General features: G+C 58.4%; 12 protein-coding genes. 2 read left to right on the top strand and 10 right to left on the bottom strand.

Translation table 11 applies throughout. From position 1 onward, the window contains the following. Positions 1-18: 18 nt before the first annotated feature. Positions 19-774: a competence/damage-inducible protein A gene (locus ACI2I1_RS04015; RefSeq protein WP_404678005.1), complete on the bottom strand. Its 756-nt coding sequence runs from the start codon at positions 772-774 to the stop codon at positions 19-21. A gap of 33 nt (positions 775-807) precedes the next feature. After that, positions 808-2,325 (bottom strand): flavin-containing monooxygenase, encoded by a 1,518-nt coding sequence (locus ACI2I1_RS04010; RefSeq protein WP_404678004.1) that lies wholly within the window; start codon positions 2,323-2,325, stop codon positions 808-810. 139 nt (positions 2,326-2,464) lie between these two features. Between ACI2I1_RS04010 and ACI2I1_RS04005 the strand changes: the two genes are divergently transcribed. Together ACI2I1_RS04005 and ACI2I1_RS04000 are read left to right on the top strand one after the other, a co-directional pair. After that, positions 2,465-3,493 carry a LacI family DNA-binding transcriptional regulator gene (locus ACI2I1_RS04005; RefSeq protein WP_404678003.1) on the top strand — a complete coding sequence of 343 codons (1,029 nt, stop codon included), beginning with the start codon at positions 2,465-2,467 and terminating at the stop codon, positions 3,491-3,493. A gap of 85 nt (positions 3,494-3,578) precedes the next feature. Next, positions 3,579-6,911 carry an amidohydrolase family protein gene (locus ACI2I1_RS04000; protein WP_404678002.1) on the top strand — a complete coding sequence of 1,111 codons (3,333 nt, stop codon included), beginning with the start codon at positions 3,579-3,581 and terminating at the stop codon, positions 6,909-6,911. A 58-nt stretch (positions 6,912-6,969) separates the two neighbouring features. Here the strand turns inward: ACI2I1_RS04000 and ACI2I1_RS03995 are convergent, their stop codons facing one another. The 8 genes from ACI2I1_RS03995 to ACI2I1_RS03960 form a co-directional block, all read right to left on the bottom strand. Further along, complete coding sequence (locus ACI2I1_RS03995; protein WP_404678001.1) at positions 6,970-8,313, bottom strand: methyl-accepting chemotaxis protein; 1,344 nt, start codon at positions 8,311-8,313, stop codon at positions 6,970-6,972. A gap of 51 nt (positions 8,314-8,364) precedes the next feature. Next, positions 8,365-10,143, bottom strand: a complete 1,779-nt coding sequence (locus ACI2I1_RS03990) for a methyl-accepting chemotaxis protein (protein ID WP_404678000.1) — start codon at positions 10,141-10,143, stop codon at positions 8,365-8,367. Continuing rightward, positions 10,140-11,582, bottom strand: coding sequence for a putative bifunctional diguanylate cyclase/phosphodiesterase (locus ACI2I1_RS03985; RefSeq protein WP_404678336.1), 1,443 nt, complete (start codon positions 11,580-11,582; stop codon positions 10,140-10,142). Before ACI2I1_RS03985 ends, ACI2I1_RS03990 begins: the two co-directional genes overlap by 4 nt. Positions 11,583-11,800: 218 nt before the next feature. After that, positions 11,801-12,661: a CheR family methyltransferase gene (locus ACI2I1_RS03980; RefSeq protein ID WP_404677999.1), complete on the bottom strand. Its 861-nt coding sequence runs from the start codon at positions 12,659-12,661 to the stop codon at positions 11,801-11,803. Further along, complete coding sequence (gene cheB / locus ACI2I1_RS03975) at positions 12,652-13,674, bottom strand: chemotaxis-specific protein-glutamate methyltransferase CheB (RefSeq protein ID WP_404677998.1); 1,023 nt, start codon at positions 13,672-13,674, stop codon at positions 12,652-12,654. Before cheB ends, ACI2I1_RS03980 begins: the two co-directional genes overlap by 10 nt. Positions 13,675-13,764: 90 nt before the next feature. Next, positions 13,765-14,130, bottom strand: a complete 366-nt coding sequence (locus tag ACI2I1_RS03970) for a PleD family two-component system response regulator (protein ID WP_221542669.1) — start codon at positions 14,128-14,130, stop codon at positions 13,765-13,767. Positions 14,131-14,185: 55 nt separating this feature from the next. Continuing rightward, entirely contained in the window at positions 14,186-14,620 is a 435-nt protein-coding gene (locus tag ACI2I1_RS03965; RefSeq protein ID WP_404677997.1) for a chemotaxis protein CheW, read from the bottom strand. Beyond that, entirely contained in the window at positions 14,617-17,001 is a 2,385-nt protein-coding gene (locus ACI2I1_RS03960; protein ID WP_404677996.1) for a chemotaxis protein CheA, read from the bottom strand. Before ACI2I1_RS03960 ends, ACI2I1_RS03965 begins: the two co-directional genes overlap by 4 nt. Positions 17,002-17,020: the final 19 nt, after the last annotated feature.

The following is a 17,020-nucleotide window of genomic DNA, read 5'->3' as shown; positions in this document are numbered from 1 at the left end:
ACAGTGCGCAAGTCCGACCTAAATTCCGCCGTGGGTAAACGCGAAACCCGCTGCTTCAAGTCCGCGGCACAAGTCGGCCGCGCATTCATCGAGGTCGGCCTGGTTGGTCGATCGGATAACGAAGTTCGCGCCGACCTTTCCTTCCTTGAAGAAGGGGTAGCTTCCGATCTGGCAGTTTTCATGCGCTTTCTCGACATCGCGGAGGAGGCCGGATACCTCGCTTTCCGGGATGAAGCCACCCACCGTCGCAGAGAGCAGCGGGGCGCCGCCTTCCAGCGTTCCGGTGAGCGCATCGAGCATGCCGGCGGTAATGTGCGGCACACCTGCCATCATGTGGACGTTCCCGATGCGAATGCCAGGCGCGCCCGACATCTTGTTCGGGATCAGCTCTGCGCCTTCGGGGGTACGGGCCATGCGCAGCCGGCCTTCGTTCACGCCGCCCTTGTCCTGATAGTATCGTTCAAGGATTGCGCGCGCTTCGGGATGCACGATGACTGGCACCCCCAATGCTTCCGACACAGCATCGACAGTGATGTCATCGTGCGTCGGACCTATGCCTCCGGTCGTGAACAGGTAATCGTAGTTTTCCCGCAGCGCGTTGACCGCTTCGACGATACGCTCGATCACATCCGGGACCACCCGCACCTCTGACAGTCTGATGCCTTGTACCTGAAGCCAGCTGGCGACCTGGGCGATGTTCTTATCGTGAGTGCGGCCAGAGAGAATTTCGTCGCCGATGACGACAAGGCCTGCGGTATAGATGCGATCGGTCATGACCTGGGGCTTAAAGCGCTAATCGCGGGAAAGCTACCGGGCAGCTTGCAGAGGTTTGTCATTCTGCGCGGCAGTCTTGGCTGTGCTCTGCATCACAAGGATCCCGTCATCGACCGGTTCCGTCTTCATCCGCTTGCGATCGGCCACATATTCCTGGTTCAGCCGCCAAGGATATTCGACTGCGTTCTTTGGCATGAGGTGCCTGCTGCGCTGGATATAACCCGAAGAAAAATCGAAGATATTGTCCTCTTCTAGAGTATGGTTCTCGGGCAGGTATGGTACTGCGATATCGGCGTCTTTCTCGGCCATCTCGTTTACAACACGGCAGATGAAGTCTGCATTTATGTCGGCGCGCAATGTCCAGCTCGCATTGAGATATCCGAAAACCACGGCCAGGTTCGGCACGTTCGAGAACATGCACCCTTTGTAATAGAACCTGTCAGCCAGATCGATCGCGGTGCCGCCGATCGACAGGCCGATCTTCCCGGCGACCGCCAGCTTGAGCCCCGTCGCGGTGACGACGATGTCTGCGGGAAGGAAGCGGTCGTCGGTAAGCCGCACTCCACCTTTTTCGAATGCCTTGATGTGGCCGGTGACAATTTCTGCCTTGCCGCGCTTTATCGCGCTGAACAGATCATCGTCCGGGATGAGGCAAAGCCTTTGATCCCAAGGATCATAGGGCGGTGTAAAGGCGGCCAGATCGTAGTCTTCGCCCATCGTTTTGCGGATGCGCTTGTGCAGCAGGGCGGCCATCTTCTTCGGTTTCCGCCGAGCCATCTTGAAGCTGAAATCCTGAAGTTTGATATTCTTCCAGCGCGTGATCGCATAAGCGACCTTCTCTGGCAGGACCTTCCTCAGGAAATTCGCCACACGGTCTTTTGCCGGTCTCGAAAACATCCAGGTCGGCGTTCGCTGGAGCATGGTGACCTTCGACGCTGTGTTCGCCATGGATGGAACGATCGTGACCGCCGTGGCGCCAGAGCCGATCACGACGACCTGTTTGCCGTCATAGTCCAGATTTTTCGGCCAGAACTGCGGATGCAGCACCTGTCCCTCGAAATCACCAAGCTCGAAACCCGGATCATAAGCGTGATCGTAATCGTAATAGCCAGACCCGAGATAGAGCCAGTTCGCGGTTAGCATTTTGCGCTCCCCGTCGGGCATTTCGAGCGTCACGTGCCAGCGCGCATCCGCCTCGCGAAAGTCTGCGGAGATGACCTTGTGATTGAACCGGATGTGGCGGCGAATGTCTCGCTCGTCGACTATGCGATGCAGATAGTCGAGAATGGCGGGGCCGTCCGCGATCGTCTTCTCGTGGGTCCAGGGTTCGAATTCGAACCCAAGCGTATGCATGTCGCTATCCGATCGCACACCGGGATATCGGAACAGGTCCCAGGTGCCGCCCAGATCCTCGCGGCGCTCGACAATTGCGAAACTGTGCTCCGGAGTTTTTTCCTGCATATGCGCGGCCATTCCGATGCCCGACAGGCCCGCACCCACGATCAGCACGTCGAAATCCGTCGCCCGGCTGCTTGTTGGTCTTTCTCCCATGAAACAAGGCTATCCCAAGCTGGCGGCAAGGGAAAGGAGGAGCTGCGCAATAAAACGGGGAAGTAGGGCATTCCTGCGGCGCCAAACTCTCGCCTTGACGCAGCGCCTAGGCTAGGGCGGAGGAGAGTGAGGAGATGCCATGAAAAAAGAGGAAAACGGGCGCCCGCACCGAGTAACGTCGATCGACGTCGCTGAACGCGCCGGGGTCAGCCAGTCTACGGTCAGCAGAGCCCTTTCGGGGTCAGAGACGATTACGGAAGCGACGCGGCGTAGGGTCGAACAGGCGGCTGCCGAACTCGGTTACCACATAAACATGCGCGCGGCAGGACTGCGCAAGGGAGAAACCGGTACGATAGCGATCGTGGTGATCGGGCGCGACGGGCAGGGACCTGCTGCGATGAATCCGTTTTATTACAGTCTTTTGGGCAGTACGTGTGCGGCGGCCGCCGAGCGGGGATATGAAGCTCTGGTTTCATTCCAGGCGCGGGAAGATGAGCTGTTCGGGCACTATGTGGGGCGCCGTCAGGCTGATGGCGTGGTGGTGATCGGCACGGCGAGTAATGGACCGGCATGGGACTATTTTCGCAACGTGGCCGCCCAAAGCCAGGCGATTGCGTTTTGGGGTTCGCCATTTGACGATGCGGTCTGGGTTCGGTCGGACAATCTCGCAGGCGGACGTCTGGCCGTCGAAAAGCTGATTGCGGGCGGCGCGAAAGAGGTGGTCTTCGTGGGAGATCCTAATTCATCGCAGCGCCAGTTTCGCGAACGCTACGAAGGGTACCGAAATGCCATGTCGGAAGCCGGCCTGAAGCCGCGCGAAGCCTTGGTTTCGGAAGGCGCGGATCGGGTCACCCAGGGGCGCAATTCCGTGATCGCGCTGGAGGAAAGCGGGGCCAAGTTCGATGGCCTGTTCTTCGCATGTGACGCGATGGCCCTTGGCGCCCTGGAGGAACTCGCCGCGCGTTCCGTCGCCGTTCCGGAGCAAGTCGGCGTCGTCGGTTTCGACGGGCTGGGATCTGGCGCTTTCAGCAATCCGCCACTTACGACTGTCGAACCTGATTTTGCCGAAGCGGGACGATTGCTGGTGGAGACTGCGCTGGCCGGAGAAGGCGAGCGTGCAGAGCGCCGGGTGCCAGTCCGGCTGGTCGAGCGTGCAAGCGCCAGATAATGTTTCTCGTCGATTAGCGGTTTACCAAACGGACATGGCGCTGTCTAAAACTCGCCGTCCAATCTCTTAGGGGAGAGATATCATAATGAAGACCAGCATTGCTTCCGCTCTTGCGCTCGTTCTGTGCGCGGGCACCGTCCATGCACAAAATCAGGAGCCCGATCCAAGTCCGAACCCGGTTGAAGAGCAGGAGGTCGATGCATCGCAGGACGAACTGCCACCCGAGGGCAGCGGCGATCAGGTTGAGGCAGCACCGGCCACCGTTCCGATCGCCGGCGAAAGCCAGAAGGACGAGACCTGGGACGTAACGGCTCCCCGCGGCGCGGTTCTGCGCGAGATTGCGATCAATACCGACGAGGGCACCTGGATGGATGTCGATGTCTCGCCGGACGGACGCACGCTCGCTTTTTCGCTGCTCGGCGATATCTACACCATGCCGATCTCCGGCGGCACACCGACGCGCATCGCGGAAGGGCTGGCGTGGGAAGTGCAGCCACGATTTTCGCCGGACGGAAACCGCATCGCGTTCATTTCCGACCGTGCCGGGGGCGACAATCTCTGGATCATGGACGCCGACGGTTCGAACAAGCTGCAGGTGACGAAAGAAGACTTTCGCCTCATTAATCAACCCAGCTGGTCTCCCGACGGGCAATACATCGTAGCCAAGAAGCATTTCACCACACAGCGCAGTCTCGGCACGGGTGAAATCTGGCTTTATCACGTTTCCGGCGGGGGAGGCGTGCAGCTGGTCAAACGCGCTAGCGAAGTGCTGCAGAAGGAATTGGGCGAACCGATCTATGCGCCCGACGGGAATGCGATCTACTACACCCGCAACGTCTCTCCGGGCCCGATTTTTGAATATGCCCAGGATTCCAACGCCGGTATTTTCAATGTCGAACGCTACGATATCGATACCGGCGAGGTGACTACGGCCGTGGGTGGATACGGCGGCGCTGTCCGGCCAACACCTTCGCCTGACGGCAAGAGGCTCGCTTTCGTGCGCCGCGACAAAGACAAGACACAATTGTGGGTGAAGGACCTTCAGACGGGCGAAGAGCGCATGATCTATGGCGCGCTCGATCTCGATATGCAGGAGACCTGGGCCGTTTACGGCGTCTATCCCATGATGGACTGGATGCCGGACAGTTCTGCGCTGGTTGTTTGGGCCGGTGGCAAACTGCAGCGCGTCTCAGCGGATGGCTCGGGAGCGCGCGAAATCCCTTTCCGCATCAACGATACCCGCACGGTCGCGTCCGCGCCCCATCCCGTCATCGACGTTGCACCGGAAAGCTTCACTGCGAAAATTCCCCGTTTTGCCAGCGTGTCGCCAGATGGTCGCACCGTGGTGTTCGAGAGCCTCGGCAAATTATACGTAAAGCCGGTCGGCAGCGAGGCACTGCCTGAACGTCTGATTTCGGGTGGCGGTGACAGTCTCGAGCTGTGGCCCACCTGGTCGCGTGACGGGCGGAGGATCGCCTTTGTCCGCTGGACCGATGATGAGCTTGGTAGGATCGTGACGGTAGACGGGCGCGGGCGCGGTGAGCGCATCGTTACCCAGCAGCAGGGCCATTACGCACTCCCTCAATTCTCGCCAGATGGGAATACGATCGTTTTCGAGAAGCGCGGCGGTGGTTATCTGACCTCGCCCAATTATTCTGAGAACGAAGGCGTCTATTCCGTCCCGGTTTCGGGCGGAACACCGCGCCTTATCGCCCGCGACACCTCCACTCCGCAGTTCGGGGCAGACAATGACCGGGTCTTCATGCTGGCACGAGCCGACGGCAATCTGCAGCTTATTTCTGCGGATCTGGATGGCGAGGCGCGACGGGTCCACGCTCAGGGCGAACTGGCGAACGACTTCAAGGTGAGCCCTCGCGGCGACTATGTCGCTTTCCGCCAGAATTATGAAGTTTTCGCCATGCCGCTGCTTCCCGGCGGCCAGACGGTGACCGTGGGCGAAAAGACCAGTTCCCTGCCCGTTACCAGGGTCAGTAAGGGCGGCGCGGATTACATCGGTTGGACCGATAATGGTTCCACACTGCACTGGTCGATGGGGCCGGTCCTTTATCGCGCCAGCACTGCTGCATTGACACCAACGTCGCCAAGCGAAAGCGCGCCGGAATTCACGCCCCCGGACAGCGGCACCTCGCTCGCCCGGACTATCCGTGCCGGTAAGGCGAGTGGAACCGTGGCGATCACGGGCGCGCGTATCCACACGATGGCCGGCGATGGGGCAGGTACGATCGACAACGGGACCATCGTGATCGAAGGGGATCGGATTGCTGCGATCGGTCCCGCAGCGAATGTGGCGGTACCTTCTGGCGCGACGGTCATCGACGCTGCTGGGCAGACGGTTATTCCCGGATTGGTCGACGCCCATGCCCACGGCGCCCAAGGGGTGGGCGACCTCGTTCCGCAGCAGAACTGGTCGCTTGTCCAGAACCTCGCGCTGGGCACCACGACGCTGCACGATCCGTCTTCATCGGCGAGCATGATCTTCTCGGCATCAGAGCGCCAGCGGGCAGGAAATTTGCTTGCTCCCCGGATCTTCTCGACCGGCGAGATTATCTACGGCGCCAAGTCTCCGGGAGTATATGCCCGCGTCGACAGTTACGAAGATGCTCTTGCCCATGTTCGCCGTATCAAGGCGCAGGGCGGTATTAGCGTGAAGAACTACAATCAGCCCAGACGCGAGCAGCGGCAGCAGGTTGTGGCTGCTGCACGCGCGGAAAACATGCTGGTCGTAGCCGAAGGCGGCTCGCTCTTCGGTATGGACATGAACCTCGTCGCGGACGGCAATTCCACGCTCGAGCACAATATCCCGGTCGACATCATGTATGATGATGTGCTGCAGATGTTCGGCAATTCGGATACGAATTACACGCCGACACTGGTCGTGACCTATGGCGGCCTCGCGGCCGATCCCTACTGGCGCCAGGCGACCGACGTTTTCGACAATCCGTTACTCGTTCATACCCCGCCCAAGATGCTGCTGGCCGAAACCGGACGCCGCATCAAAGCGCCGGAATGGGCCTTCGTTGACGACAATTCGGCACGCGAGGCAAAGAAGCTGGCCGACCGGGGGGTCAAAGTCAGCATCGGTGCTCACGGGCAGCAGGCGGGCATCGCTGCGCACTGGGAACTCTGGAGCTTCGTTCGCGGCGGCATGACCGCAGTGGAGGCACTTCGCGCCGGAACGATCGAGCCGGCAAAGTCGCTCGGTATGGATCGCGATGTCGGAAGCCTTGAGGTGGGCAAGTTAGCCGATCTCGTGATCCTCACTGCCGATCCTGCCGAGAACATCCGCAATTCGGACGATATTGCGCAAGTGATGCTCGGTGGCCGTCTCTATGATGCAAGGACGATGAACGAAACCGTCACCGGCGATGCTCGGCGCAAGCCCTATTGGTGGGAATAAAAGAAAGGGCAGCTCCGGCCGAGACCGGGGCTGCCCTTGCTACGATGTCGGACGAAAGTCAGGCTGAGCGGATCTGAAAAAGAAACTCATCCACCTTGTCGCGCAGCGTTGTCGCCTGGCTTTCCAGGTCGCTCGAAGAAGCTAGGACCTGACTGGCGGCAGCGCCGGCGGAGATGCTTGTGTCGCGCATGCTCTCGAGATGAGTCGCCACCTGGTCTGTCCCATGAGCCGCGCGATCGATGCTGCGGGCAAGATCCTGACCAGCCACCGACTGCTGATCGACTGCACTCGCAATCGATATCGCGGTGGTTTCCAACTGTTTGATCTGATTGCCGATCGAACGAAGCGCGTTCACGCTGGCGCCCGTCGAGGACTGCATAGCCTGAATCTGCTCCGACACCTCTTCAGTCGCCCGGCTTGTCTGTGCGGCAAGTTCCTTAACTTCGCTTGCGACAACCGCGAAGCCGCGTCCTGCTTCTCCGCCGCGAGCCGCTTCGATGCTGGCGTTCAACGCGAGGAGGTTCGTGCGCTGGGCAATGGACTGGATCAGCTCCACGATCTGCCCTACCTGATCGGCAGCCGAGGCTAGAGCCGAAATGGTCTCGTCTGCACCTTCTGCATCATCGGACGCTTTTCGCGCGAGTTCGGCAGAATTCGCCGCCTGCCGGCTGATTTCGCTGATCGACATTGCGAATTCGTCTGATGCAGCGGCGGCAGCCGTCACGCCGCCAGATGCCTGCTCCATTGCATTTGTGAGCTGACTGGCCTGTCCGGCTGCTTGTTCGGCTGCGCTCGCCATGGTGCCAGCCGTCGCGTTGAGTTGGCTGGAGGCCGCGGCAACCCCGCCGACCACGTCACCGATGCTCTGCTCGAACCGGTCGGCGAGCAGCATCAGTTCATGCTTGCGATGCTCCGTAGCAGAACGGCGACCGGCAAAAAGTTCGTCGAGCTTGATGCCGGACTTTGCGAAAATGCTGAGAGAACGGGACAAGTTTCCGATCTCGTCGGGGCGCGTTGTGTCGCCGACGTCAATGTCCCGTGCACCGTTTGCCAGCCTACCCATTTCTGCCGCGACATGAGTAAACGGGGCAATTACGTCTCGCAGGATCATTTGCATACTGATGAAGCTTGCAATCAACGTCACCGCAAGAACGATGATGATGGCGGTGGCCATCGCTCCTGCCAAATCTGGGTTGTAAATGCCGATGAGGCCGGCCGCAGCCAGAAGGGTCATTCCGACGACAGTTATGCCGGTCGATAATTTCGATTTTGTCGTTAGGGAAAGGCCCAGGAACCAACCGCGCAGGCCAGGGACATCGGTTGCTTCGCCCAGCTCAATGCCGTCGACTGCAGCGATTTCCCCCCTCATTTCCTCGGCGAAAATATCGCTTTGCATTTCCATCACGGTTCTCCCCCAATGCAGCATATCGAATTGGACTTTTTTGTTGCCAGGTCAGCTAGCTCTGACGTGCTGCAAAAATACATCGACCTGTTCGCGTAAAACTGAAGCCTGGGATTCCAGCGAAGAAGCTGAACCGAGCACTTGGCTAGCCGCCGCTCCCGTTGCCTGGCTCGCTTGACGAACCTGAGAAATACTCCCCGAAACTTCATCCGTGGAGCGCGCCGCCAGATCGATGCTTCGAGCAAGGTCCTGCCCGGCAACCGATTGCTGATCGACTGCACTAGCAATGGAGATCGCGGTTGTCTCGAGCTGCTTCACCTGTTCGCCGATCGAGCGAAGGGCGTTCACGCTTGCACCGGTGGAATCCTGCATTGAGCGGATCTGCTCGGCAACCTCTTCCGTCGCACGGCTTGTCTGCGCAGCAAGTTCTTTTACCTCGCTGGCAACAACGGCAAAGCCGCGGCCAGCTTCCCCGCCTCGGGCAGCTTCGATGCTGGCATTGAGAGCGAGGAGATTGGTGCGTTTCGCAATGGATTGGATAAGTTCGACGATCTGGCCCACCTGATCCGCCGAAGATGACAGCGCCGAAATGGTGCCGTCCGCCTGTTCGGCGTCATCGGAGGCTTTGCGCGCCAGTTCTGCCGAGTGGGAAGCTTGTCGGCTGATTTCACCAATCGACATTGCGAATTCATCCGATGCCGCAGCAGCTGCGGTAACCCCGCCGGACGCACTTTCCATCGAGTTGACGACCGCTTCGCTCTGCTGCGAGGCCTGTTCGGCGGCGCTGGCCATGGCTGCAGCAGTAGTGTTGAGTTGAGACGAGGCGGCCGCCACTCCGTTGACCACTTCACCGACGGTGGCCTCAAACTGTTTGGCAAGACGCTGCAGCGCGTGGCCGCGTTCGGCCTGCAGGGCCTGTTTTTCAGCTGCCATTTTTTCAAACCGGAACGCGCTTCTCAAAAAGACATGGAGCGAGCGCGCTAGACCACCCAGTTCATCCCGCCGCTCAAGACCCGGTATTTCGATAGTCTTATCGCCGGTAGCCAGTCGCTCCGAAGCATCTGTCAGCTGGCCGACAGTTCCCGAGATATCGCGAGCGATGAACCGAGTGGTCGCAATTATGAGGACGACACCGAAGGCGGTCACTGCCAGAAATACGAAGAGAAGCCAGGCGATGGTCTTGTTGCCATCTGCTTCACTTAGCTCCGCAAAATTGAATAGCTCTGTCTTAAGCTTGCGAGCATCTGCAGCGAAGGTCTGGCTCCTAGTGAAAGAAGCTTGGGCGAGGGCGGCGCGGCTTTCATACTGCGTTTCCGCCGCTTGCCTGTTCAAGTCCGCAAGCAAGCCATCAAGGCCTGTTCGCAGCTGTGCGATATGATCGCTGGCCTCCGGAGCCACTTCGCTGGCATTGATTTCGATAGAATTGAGATCGCGGCGAACCTCTTTGAGATTGTCTTCCGCGCTTGCCAGGGCTTGGCTATCCCCCGAATTAACGAACCTGTAGGTATCGAGAAGCGCAGCGTTGGTATCCGCCTGCAGTTCGGTCGATAGGATCAGCATCTCGGAAATCTTCATCCGCTCTTCGCGAAGATCGTATGCTATCAATCCCCCAATGAGCGTGGCTATGAGACACATGGCAACCGCGAAAATATTTGCCATGGATACCAAGGTAAGTTTGCTGCCGAGTGTCAGATCGGCAAACTTTCCCCGCAATCCATCGCTGCCGGCTCCGATATCCGCAAGAATGGCGCGATCCTCTGCGATTTCGTCCGAATAATATTTGCTGTGATCGATTTCAGAAGTTGTGAAATCGCCCGTCATTGCGTTCATGCTGCCTTGACCCCTTGGTCGCCTTTAAACCCGGACATCGCATCTTCGATCTTTGTCCCGAGATATTGTTTGATTTCTTGCGCAGGCATCGCTCGGAAATAGAGCCACCCCTGTATCTGGTCGCATCCCGCTGCCCGTACCATGTCTGCTTGTTCGCGCGTTTCGACGCCTTCGGCAGTCACCGACATGTTCATTGCCTGTGCCATGGTGATGCTCGACAGCATCATTGCGCGACTGGACTCATCCTCGCTCGCCTGCATGATCAAGCTGCGATCTATTTTGAGTTTCTCGAAACGGAATTGTCTGAGGAAACCGATCGATGCATATCCGGTGCCGAAATCGTCTAGTGCAACGCGCACTCCGAACCCGCGGATGAGATTCAAGCTGCGCTCAGCCACTATAGGATCTAGAACGAGGCAGGTTTCCGTAATCTCAAGTTCGAGACGCTCCGGATCAAAACCTGTTTCTTCCAATATATGACCAAGCTGAATCGGGAATTCCGGATTGCGAAGCTGGGCGGCGGAAATATTCACCGACAATGTCACGTCGTGCCATTCGAGCGCATCGCAGCAGGCTTGACGCAATACCCATAAGCCAATTGGGTTAATAAGCCCGGATTCCTCGGCTACCGGAATGAACGTCGCCGGCCCCACGGTCTGGCCGTCCGGTCTTTCCCAGCGCATCAGGCTTTCGACAGCTACGATCTCGCGCGTTTCCGCGTCGACCAAAGGTTGATAATGCATGCGGAACTGGTTCGTGGTCAGCGCTTGGCGCAATTCTTCGTCGAGGCGTTTGATTTGCTCGCGACTGCGATCGAAAGCCTCATTGAACCAGGAGCAACGCATCTTCCCGCCGCGTTTCGATGCGTACATGGCAACGTCTGCGCGTCGGAGCATTTCGGACGATGTAAGTTCCTGTCCCGGAGCATTTCGCGACAGTCCAATGCTGGCCCCGAGGCTGAGACGCCTTTCTTCGATCTTGATCGATTTCGCCAGGCGCTCGATGATTCGACGACAGTGACCTTCGAGCAGCGTTCCCGCCAAGTCCCCGGTCTTCAGAATAGCGAACTCATCGCCTCCCAAGCGATAGATGATAGCGTCGTTATCGCAAATCTCGCCGATGATCTTGCTCACAGCGCGAAGCATCGCATCGCCAAGCTCATGGCCGTAGTGGTCGTTGATGGTCTTGAAGCCATCGAGGTCTACAATGCCAAGGGCTACCTCGTGCTGATCAGACATGAGAGAGGTGATATCGCGGTGGAGAGCGCGGCGGTTGGGAAGCGAAGTCAGAGAGTCGCTGCTTGATAGCCGTTCTATGCGCCGAACGTGCCGCAATCCCAATATCGCGAATCCTCCGATACTTGAGATGAGGGCGATGAAGCCTCCACCAAGCACTGCGCGCAGAGAGGCGATGCCGAAATAGGGGCCCAGGAGCACCATGATGGCAGTTACACTCGCAATTCCCGCCAGCGAGGCGAGGGGCGCGAATATCATTATTCGCGTGCTCTTCTCTGCCATGTCGGTATTTGACCGCACGCGAATTCCCCTGGAAAACTCTACTCTTATGGTTACTGGATAGCGCGGATTAGCTAATTAACCGTAAACTTGAAATTTACCTTGGGTCGCCCACAAATCGAGCGTTTTCGATCCTTTGCGGCCTACCTAGCTGCGCCTGATAGAACGACGCCGATCGAGGTTTCGGCTGCACTTCGGGTATAGATCGCAGAGCCACAGCTGGCCGGTTCGAATTTGTCGGTTTGTCCGACTACCGTTTCGCCTGCGCCAAGCATGAGGAAGCCATCGGGGGCGATTCCGCTGGCAAGCCGGTCGAACGCTGTGCGCCTGGTGCCTGGATCGAAATAGAGCAAGCAATTGCGACACAAGACCAAGTCAAATCGACCAGGCGCCGGGGGAAAGTCGAGGATATTCCTTTGTTCGAACCGGGTCATGTTCATGACCCGATCGGCAACCTTCCAGCCTTTTGCAGTTTCCGAGAAGAAATTGAGCATCTGTGCGACGGAGATCCCGCGCTGGATTTCGAATTGCGAGTAAATCCCTGAGCGCGCCTGTTCGACGGCTTTGCCCGACACGTCAGTGCCGAGAATTTCAATGGTCCAATCAGCCCAACGCCCCGGTTGCTCGCAAAAGAGCATTGCGAGGCTCAGTACTTCTTGGCCGGTGCTGCAGCCGGCTGACCAGATGGTCAGTTTTTTGGAATCGGCGCGTTTCTTTGCCAGCTCTGGGAGAACCGTGTTTCCCAGTGTCGTAAAATAGGCGTGATCGCGGAAAAAGTACGTCTCATTGTTAAGCAAGGCTTCAACCACCCGGGTGGCGAGTTGGTGCTCGCCGGGCCGCTCAAGTAAACAAGCAAGCTGGTCGACGTTTTCGATTCCGAACTCCCGGAACAAACCAGAAAGAGCCGTGGAAATGCGCCAACGACGGCTTTCGGAAAGGGTCTGGCCCGTTCGCGAGTTGAGCAAATCGGCGATGATTACGTGGGAAGCGTCTTCTAACGCCATGCGTCTGCTCCAGCGTCAGAGAGAATTTTTTCGGCGAGCTCCGCCGGGGGAAGAATGGCAGAGGCTAGACTGCTTTCGGTGACTGCCCGCGGCATCCCCCATACGGCGCAGCTTTCGGCGTTCTGGGCATACATCGTGCCCCCCGCATTGATTATCGCGTCCGCGCCATCTGTGCCGTCACGCCCCATACCCGACAGCAAAATACCCGCGACCTTGCCCTCGCATGCTTCGGCGGACGTTTCGAACATTGGATCGACTGACGGTGTGCATCCGCTTTTTACTGGGTTGAACGCGAGGCCGGTAAGTAGCTGCGAGCCCCTGCGACGTACCACCATGTGGCCGTGACCCGGCGCGATGACGATCATACCGCGGCGTATCTCTACGTCTTCGCCCGCAAGCAGCGCGCGTCTTCCGGAAGCAGCTTCCATTTGTTTGGCGAAAACTGGAATGAAGCTCTCCGGAAGGTGCTGCGTAATCAGGATCGGCAGATCGAAGTTCGCGGGTACCTGCCGCAAAAAAAGGTTCAGGGCGTGAATGCCGCCAGTGGAAGCACCGATCGCGAGCAGCTGGGGCTTTTTGCCCACGCGCCGCTCTGTCCATTTCGAGGCCGCGCGAAGCGGTTGTTCATAGGGGGCAAGCCCTTTTAACGCACGGATCTTGCCGAGAAGCTGGCCGCGATAATCATCGTTGAAACCGCCCGGTCGTGGCTTGAGCATGGTGTCGGCGGCACCCATGCGGAGTGCCTGAACGGTATGCTCGGCGCCTGCTGCGGTTAGCGAAGAGATCACCAAGACCTTGGTGCGCGGAGATGCCTTCAAAAGCTTCGGCAGGGCTTCGATTCCGCCCATGCCCGGCATTTCCAGGTCAAGAAGAATAACGTCAACCTGATGGCGCCGAAGCTCCTCCAGGCCTCGCTCAGCAGTGCTGGCGCTCGCAACGATCGTCATGTCGCTTTCCCGCTCGATCATGCGCGAGAAAACGGTGCGCACAGTCAGCGAGTCGTCGATCAGCATGACCTTGACGGATCCGCCCACGGGCACTCCACCAGGCATCCGCTTAGTGTCGGATCGAAGCGTGGTCTCCACGGCCAGTCTTCTTCCGGATCAAACCATGCCGACGAGTTGAAGCTTGATCTGCAAAGTTTCGTGGTCGAATGGCTTCATGACATATTCGTCAGCTCCGGCGCTGATCGCTTCGCGAATGTGCGCGACATCGTTCTCGGTGGTGCAGAATACGACCTTAGGTTTGTCACCGCCTTCATGCTTGCGCAGCTGATGGATGAACTCAATCCCGGTCATGACAGGCATGTTCCAGTCGAGCAGAACCACGTCGGGCATGCTTTCAAGGCATTTGTTCAGGCCTTCCTGGCCATTCTCAGCTTCATCTACGGAAAAGCCGAGTGTTTCCAGAATATGGCGCGAGACCTTCCTGATCACGCGGGAGTCGTCGACGATAAGACACGTTTTCATTCTTGTGATTCCCTAATTTGCCTAATCTTGATAATGTTAGGCGGTAACCAATCGCTTAAGCTGCTTGTTGTAGAGGTCCGGATACCAGCTGGTGGATTTCGACCAGCAGGGTGGGGCCGCCATCGGTTTCGACCATGCCGGTGGACGCCCGCTGCCAGTTTTCTCCGAAGCCTCCAGGCACGGCGACCGGGTCGCTCGTAGCTTCGCCGACGTCATGAGCGTTATCGACGAGAAGGGCGTAAAGGTGTCCATCGACTTCAACGACGGCAGCCCGGCGGTCTTCGGACTGGGAAGGCGTTCCGAGTCCTAGCGCCAGCGAGCAATCGATCACGGTCAGCGCCTGGCTTCGCAGTGCGGTAAGGCCCAGAATGAAATCCGGAGTACCAGGGATCGGGGTGATAGCTTCGATTTCGATCACCGATTGCACATGGCTTGCGCTGATCGCAGCGCGCCGTCCTGCAATCGTGCACGTGAGAAGCAATTCGTTCATGCTGCCCTTCCTGTCCGAATGCGTTTGAGGGCGGCGAGAAGCCCGTCCCGATCATAGCGATAAATACTGTCGTCTCCGGCATCGTCCGGGTCGGGCCGCAGACGAATAATCTGGCGTGCGCTGCAAATCGGGCTTTCCGCTTCTTCAGCCAGCGCAATCGCTAGATCCGCCTCCACCTCTTCATCTTCGGCTGCGATCCGATAGCCAGCAGCAGCAACGAGCGGCTCGAGGATGGTTTTCGCCCATTCGCTGTGAGTCGGAATACGGCAAGTGAGAGCCTGCTCGACTTTTCGGGTCGCGCGATATTTCGAGAAGACAGCGTGGCCATCCAGAAGCGGGATGGGTCTGCCCCCGATCAGCGTCACGCCTTCGATCGCGGTGTCGGCTTCGCTCGGCACCACGTCTTCGGTGACATCAGCTGCGTCAAGGACCTCCTTTACGGCATAAACGAGTTCGTTCTCCGCATCCGACAAGCGGAGTAAACGGATCCTGCCGTCCGGGAGAGGACCGACGTCGTGTCCGGCCAGAGTGAAAATTTCGCCGTCGATGACCGCTTGGGCGCGCTCGCCCTCGATATCGATTGCTTCGCTCGAAATCGTTTCGATCCGCCGAACGAGTTCGAGGCGTACTGCCCGATGACGACCGTCGAGACCCGCAAACAACATGACCGGAACTGCCTTGGTTACACGTTCCTGGCTCTCACGTTCAATTGCCGTTGCCTTGGTGCGCACGCCGCCCACCATGCCGCGCATCTGCGCGATAGACGGAAGGTCCATCAGCATCATTGGGCGGCCATCATCCAGCAAGGTAGTGCCAGCGTACAGGCGTGTATTCATGATGGCCGGCGCGATCGGTTTTACCACTACATCCTCGTGATCGAAGACACGGTCTACGGCCAAGGCGAAAACATCCTCGCTGGCCAGTCGCACCATGACGAGAGTTTGATCTTCCCAGCGAAGGTTGGATTTGTCCTGGCAGCCAAGAACCTCCGCAAGCGATAAGCAGGGGACCCGTTTTTCGCGGAAAGTGACGAGATGTCGATCTCCGGCCTGTGCGAATTCGACGTGCGATGAACTGCCGAAGACGATCTCTTCCACGTAACTACGCGGAAGAGCGTAGCGCTGGTCGCCAGATCCGACCGTTAGCGCGGCGATGATCGAAAGAGTGAGCGGAAGCTGCAAGTGGAAGCTGGTGCCTTCGCCAACCTTGCTGGCTACCTCAATCGATCCTCCGACGCGTTCTATATTCGCGCGGACGACGTCCATGCCGACGCCGCGACCGGAAACCGAACTGACCGCTTCGGCTGTCGAAAGGCCTGGCTCGAAAATAAGATTCTGCTTCTGGTTGTCCGACATCTTGTCGATTTCGGACTTGGAATACAGTCCATTCGCAATTGCCTTGTCGCAAAGCTTATCAAGATTGATGCCCCCGCCATCGTCGGTGATCACAAGGCTGATTTGATTGCCCGATTGCCGAGCAGCGAACTTCAGAAGCCCGATCTCGCGCTTGTTGTTCTTAAGGCGAGCGGCCGGTGTTTCGATGCCATGATCGATCGCATTGCGAATGATATGAGTGAGCGGGTCGCGCACCATCTCGATCATCTCGCGGTCGAGTTCGACCTCCCCGCCCTCGAAATCGACCATGACCTGCTTGCCCAATTCGTTCGACAAGTCGCGCACTAGGCGGGGGAGGGAGGAAAACAGATGCTCCAGGCGCTGCATGCGCATCCGCGTAATCGACGTGCGGACGTCCGCAAGTATGGCAGACAGGCGCTCGAATGGTCCATCGATCGTGGGCTGTTCCCCAGCTTCGCGTAGTCGGCGCGCAAGGTCGTTCCGAGCCAACACCATGTCCGACACGCCTTTCATCACCTCATCAAGGAGATCGACTGGTAGACGTATCGAGCGCTGTACGCCTTGGCGCGGCGCTTTATGCGAGACCTTTTCATCCTCCGGAACGCTGGCGACTTCAGCTTCCTCTACGACTTCCAGGTCGCTCTGTACTTCGAGCTCCGAACGCTGATCGAGCGCGGCGATGAGGTCGTCGTCACCATCTTCGCCAAGCTCTTCGCCAGCTTCGATCGAATCGGTCATTTCCGAAATCCGATCGATGATGGCGAGCACGGCCGTTACCAGCGCGCTATCGGGTTCACGGCGTCCGGCGCGGCATTCTGCAAGTGCGTCTTCTGCGGCATGGCTAAGTTTTTCCAGTCTGGGAAAGTCGAAAAATCCGCAGTTTCCCTTCACTGTGTGAACAAATCGGAATATCGTGTCGATGCGGGCTTTGTCTGACGGGTCGGCTTCCCAAGCGACCAATTCGCTGCCGCTCTGCTCCAGCATTTCACGGGTTTCGGCCACGAAATCGGCCAGCAGTTCATCCATTGGTCTCGGACCCCCAGTT

Origin of the sequence: Qipengyuania sp. NPDC077563 (genome assembly GCF_044901345.1) — a bacterium.
GTDB lineage: Bacteria > Pseudomonadota > Alphaproteobacteria > Sphingomonadales > Sphingomonadaceae > Qipengyuania > Qipengyuania aestuarii.
This window is presented reverse-complemented; position numbering and strand designations above follow the sequence as displayed.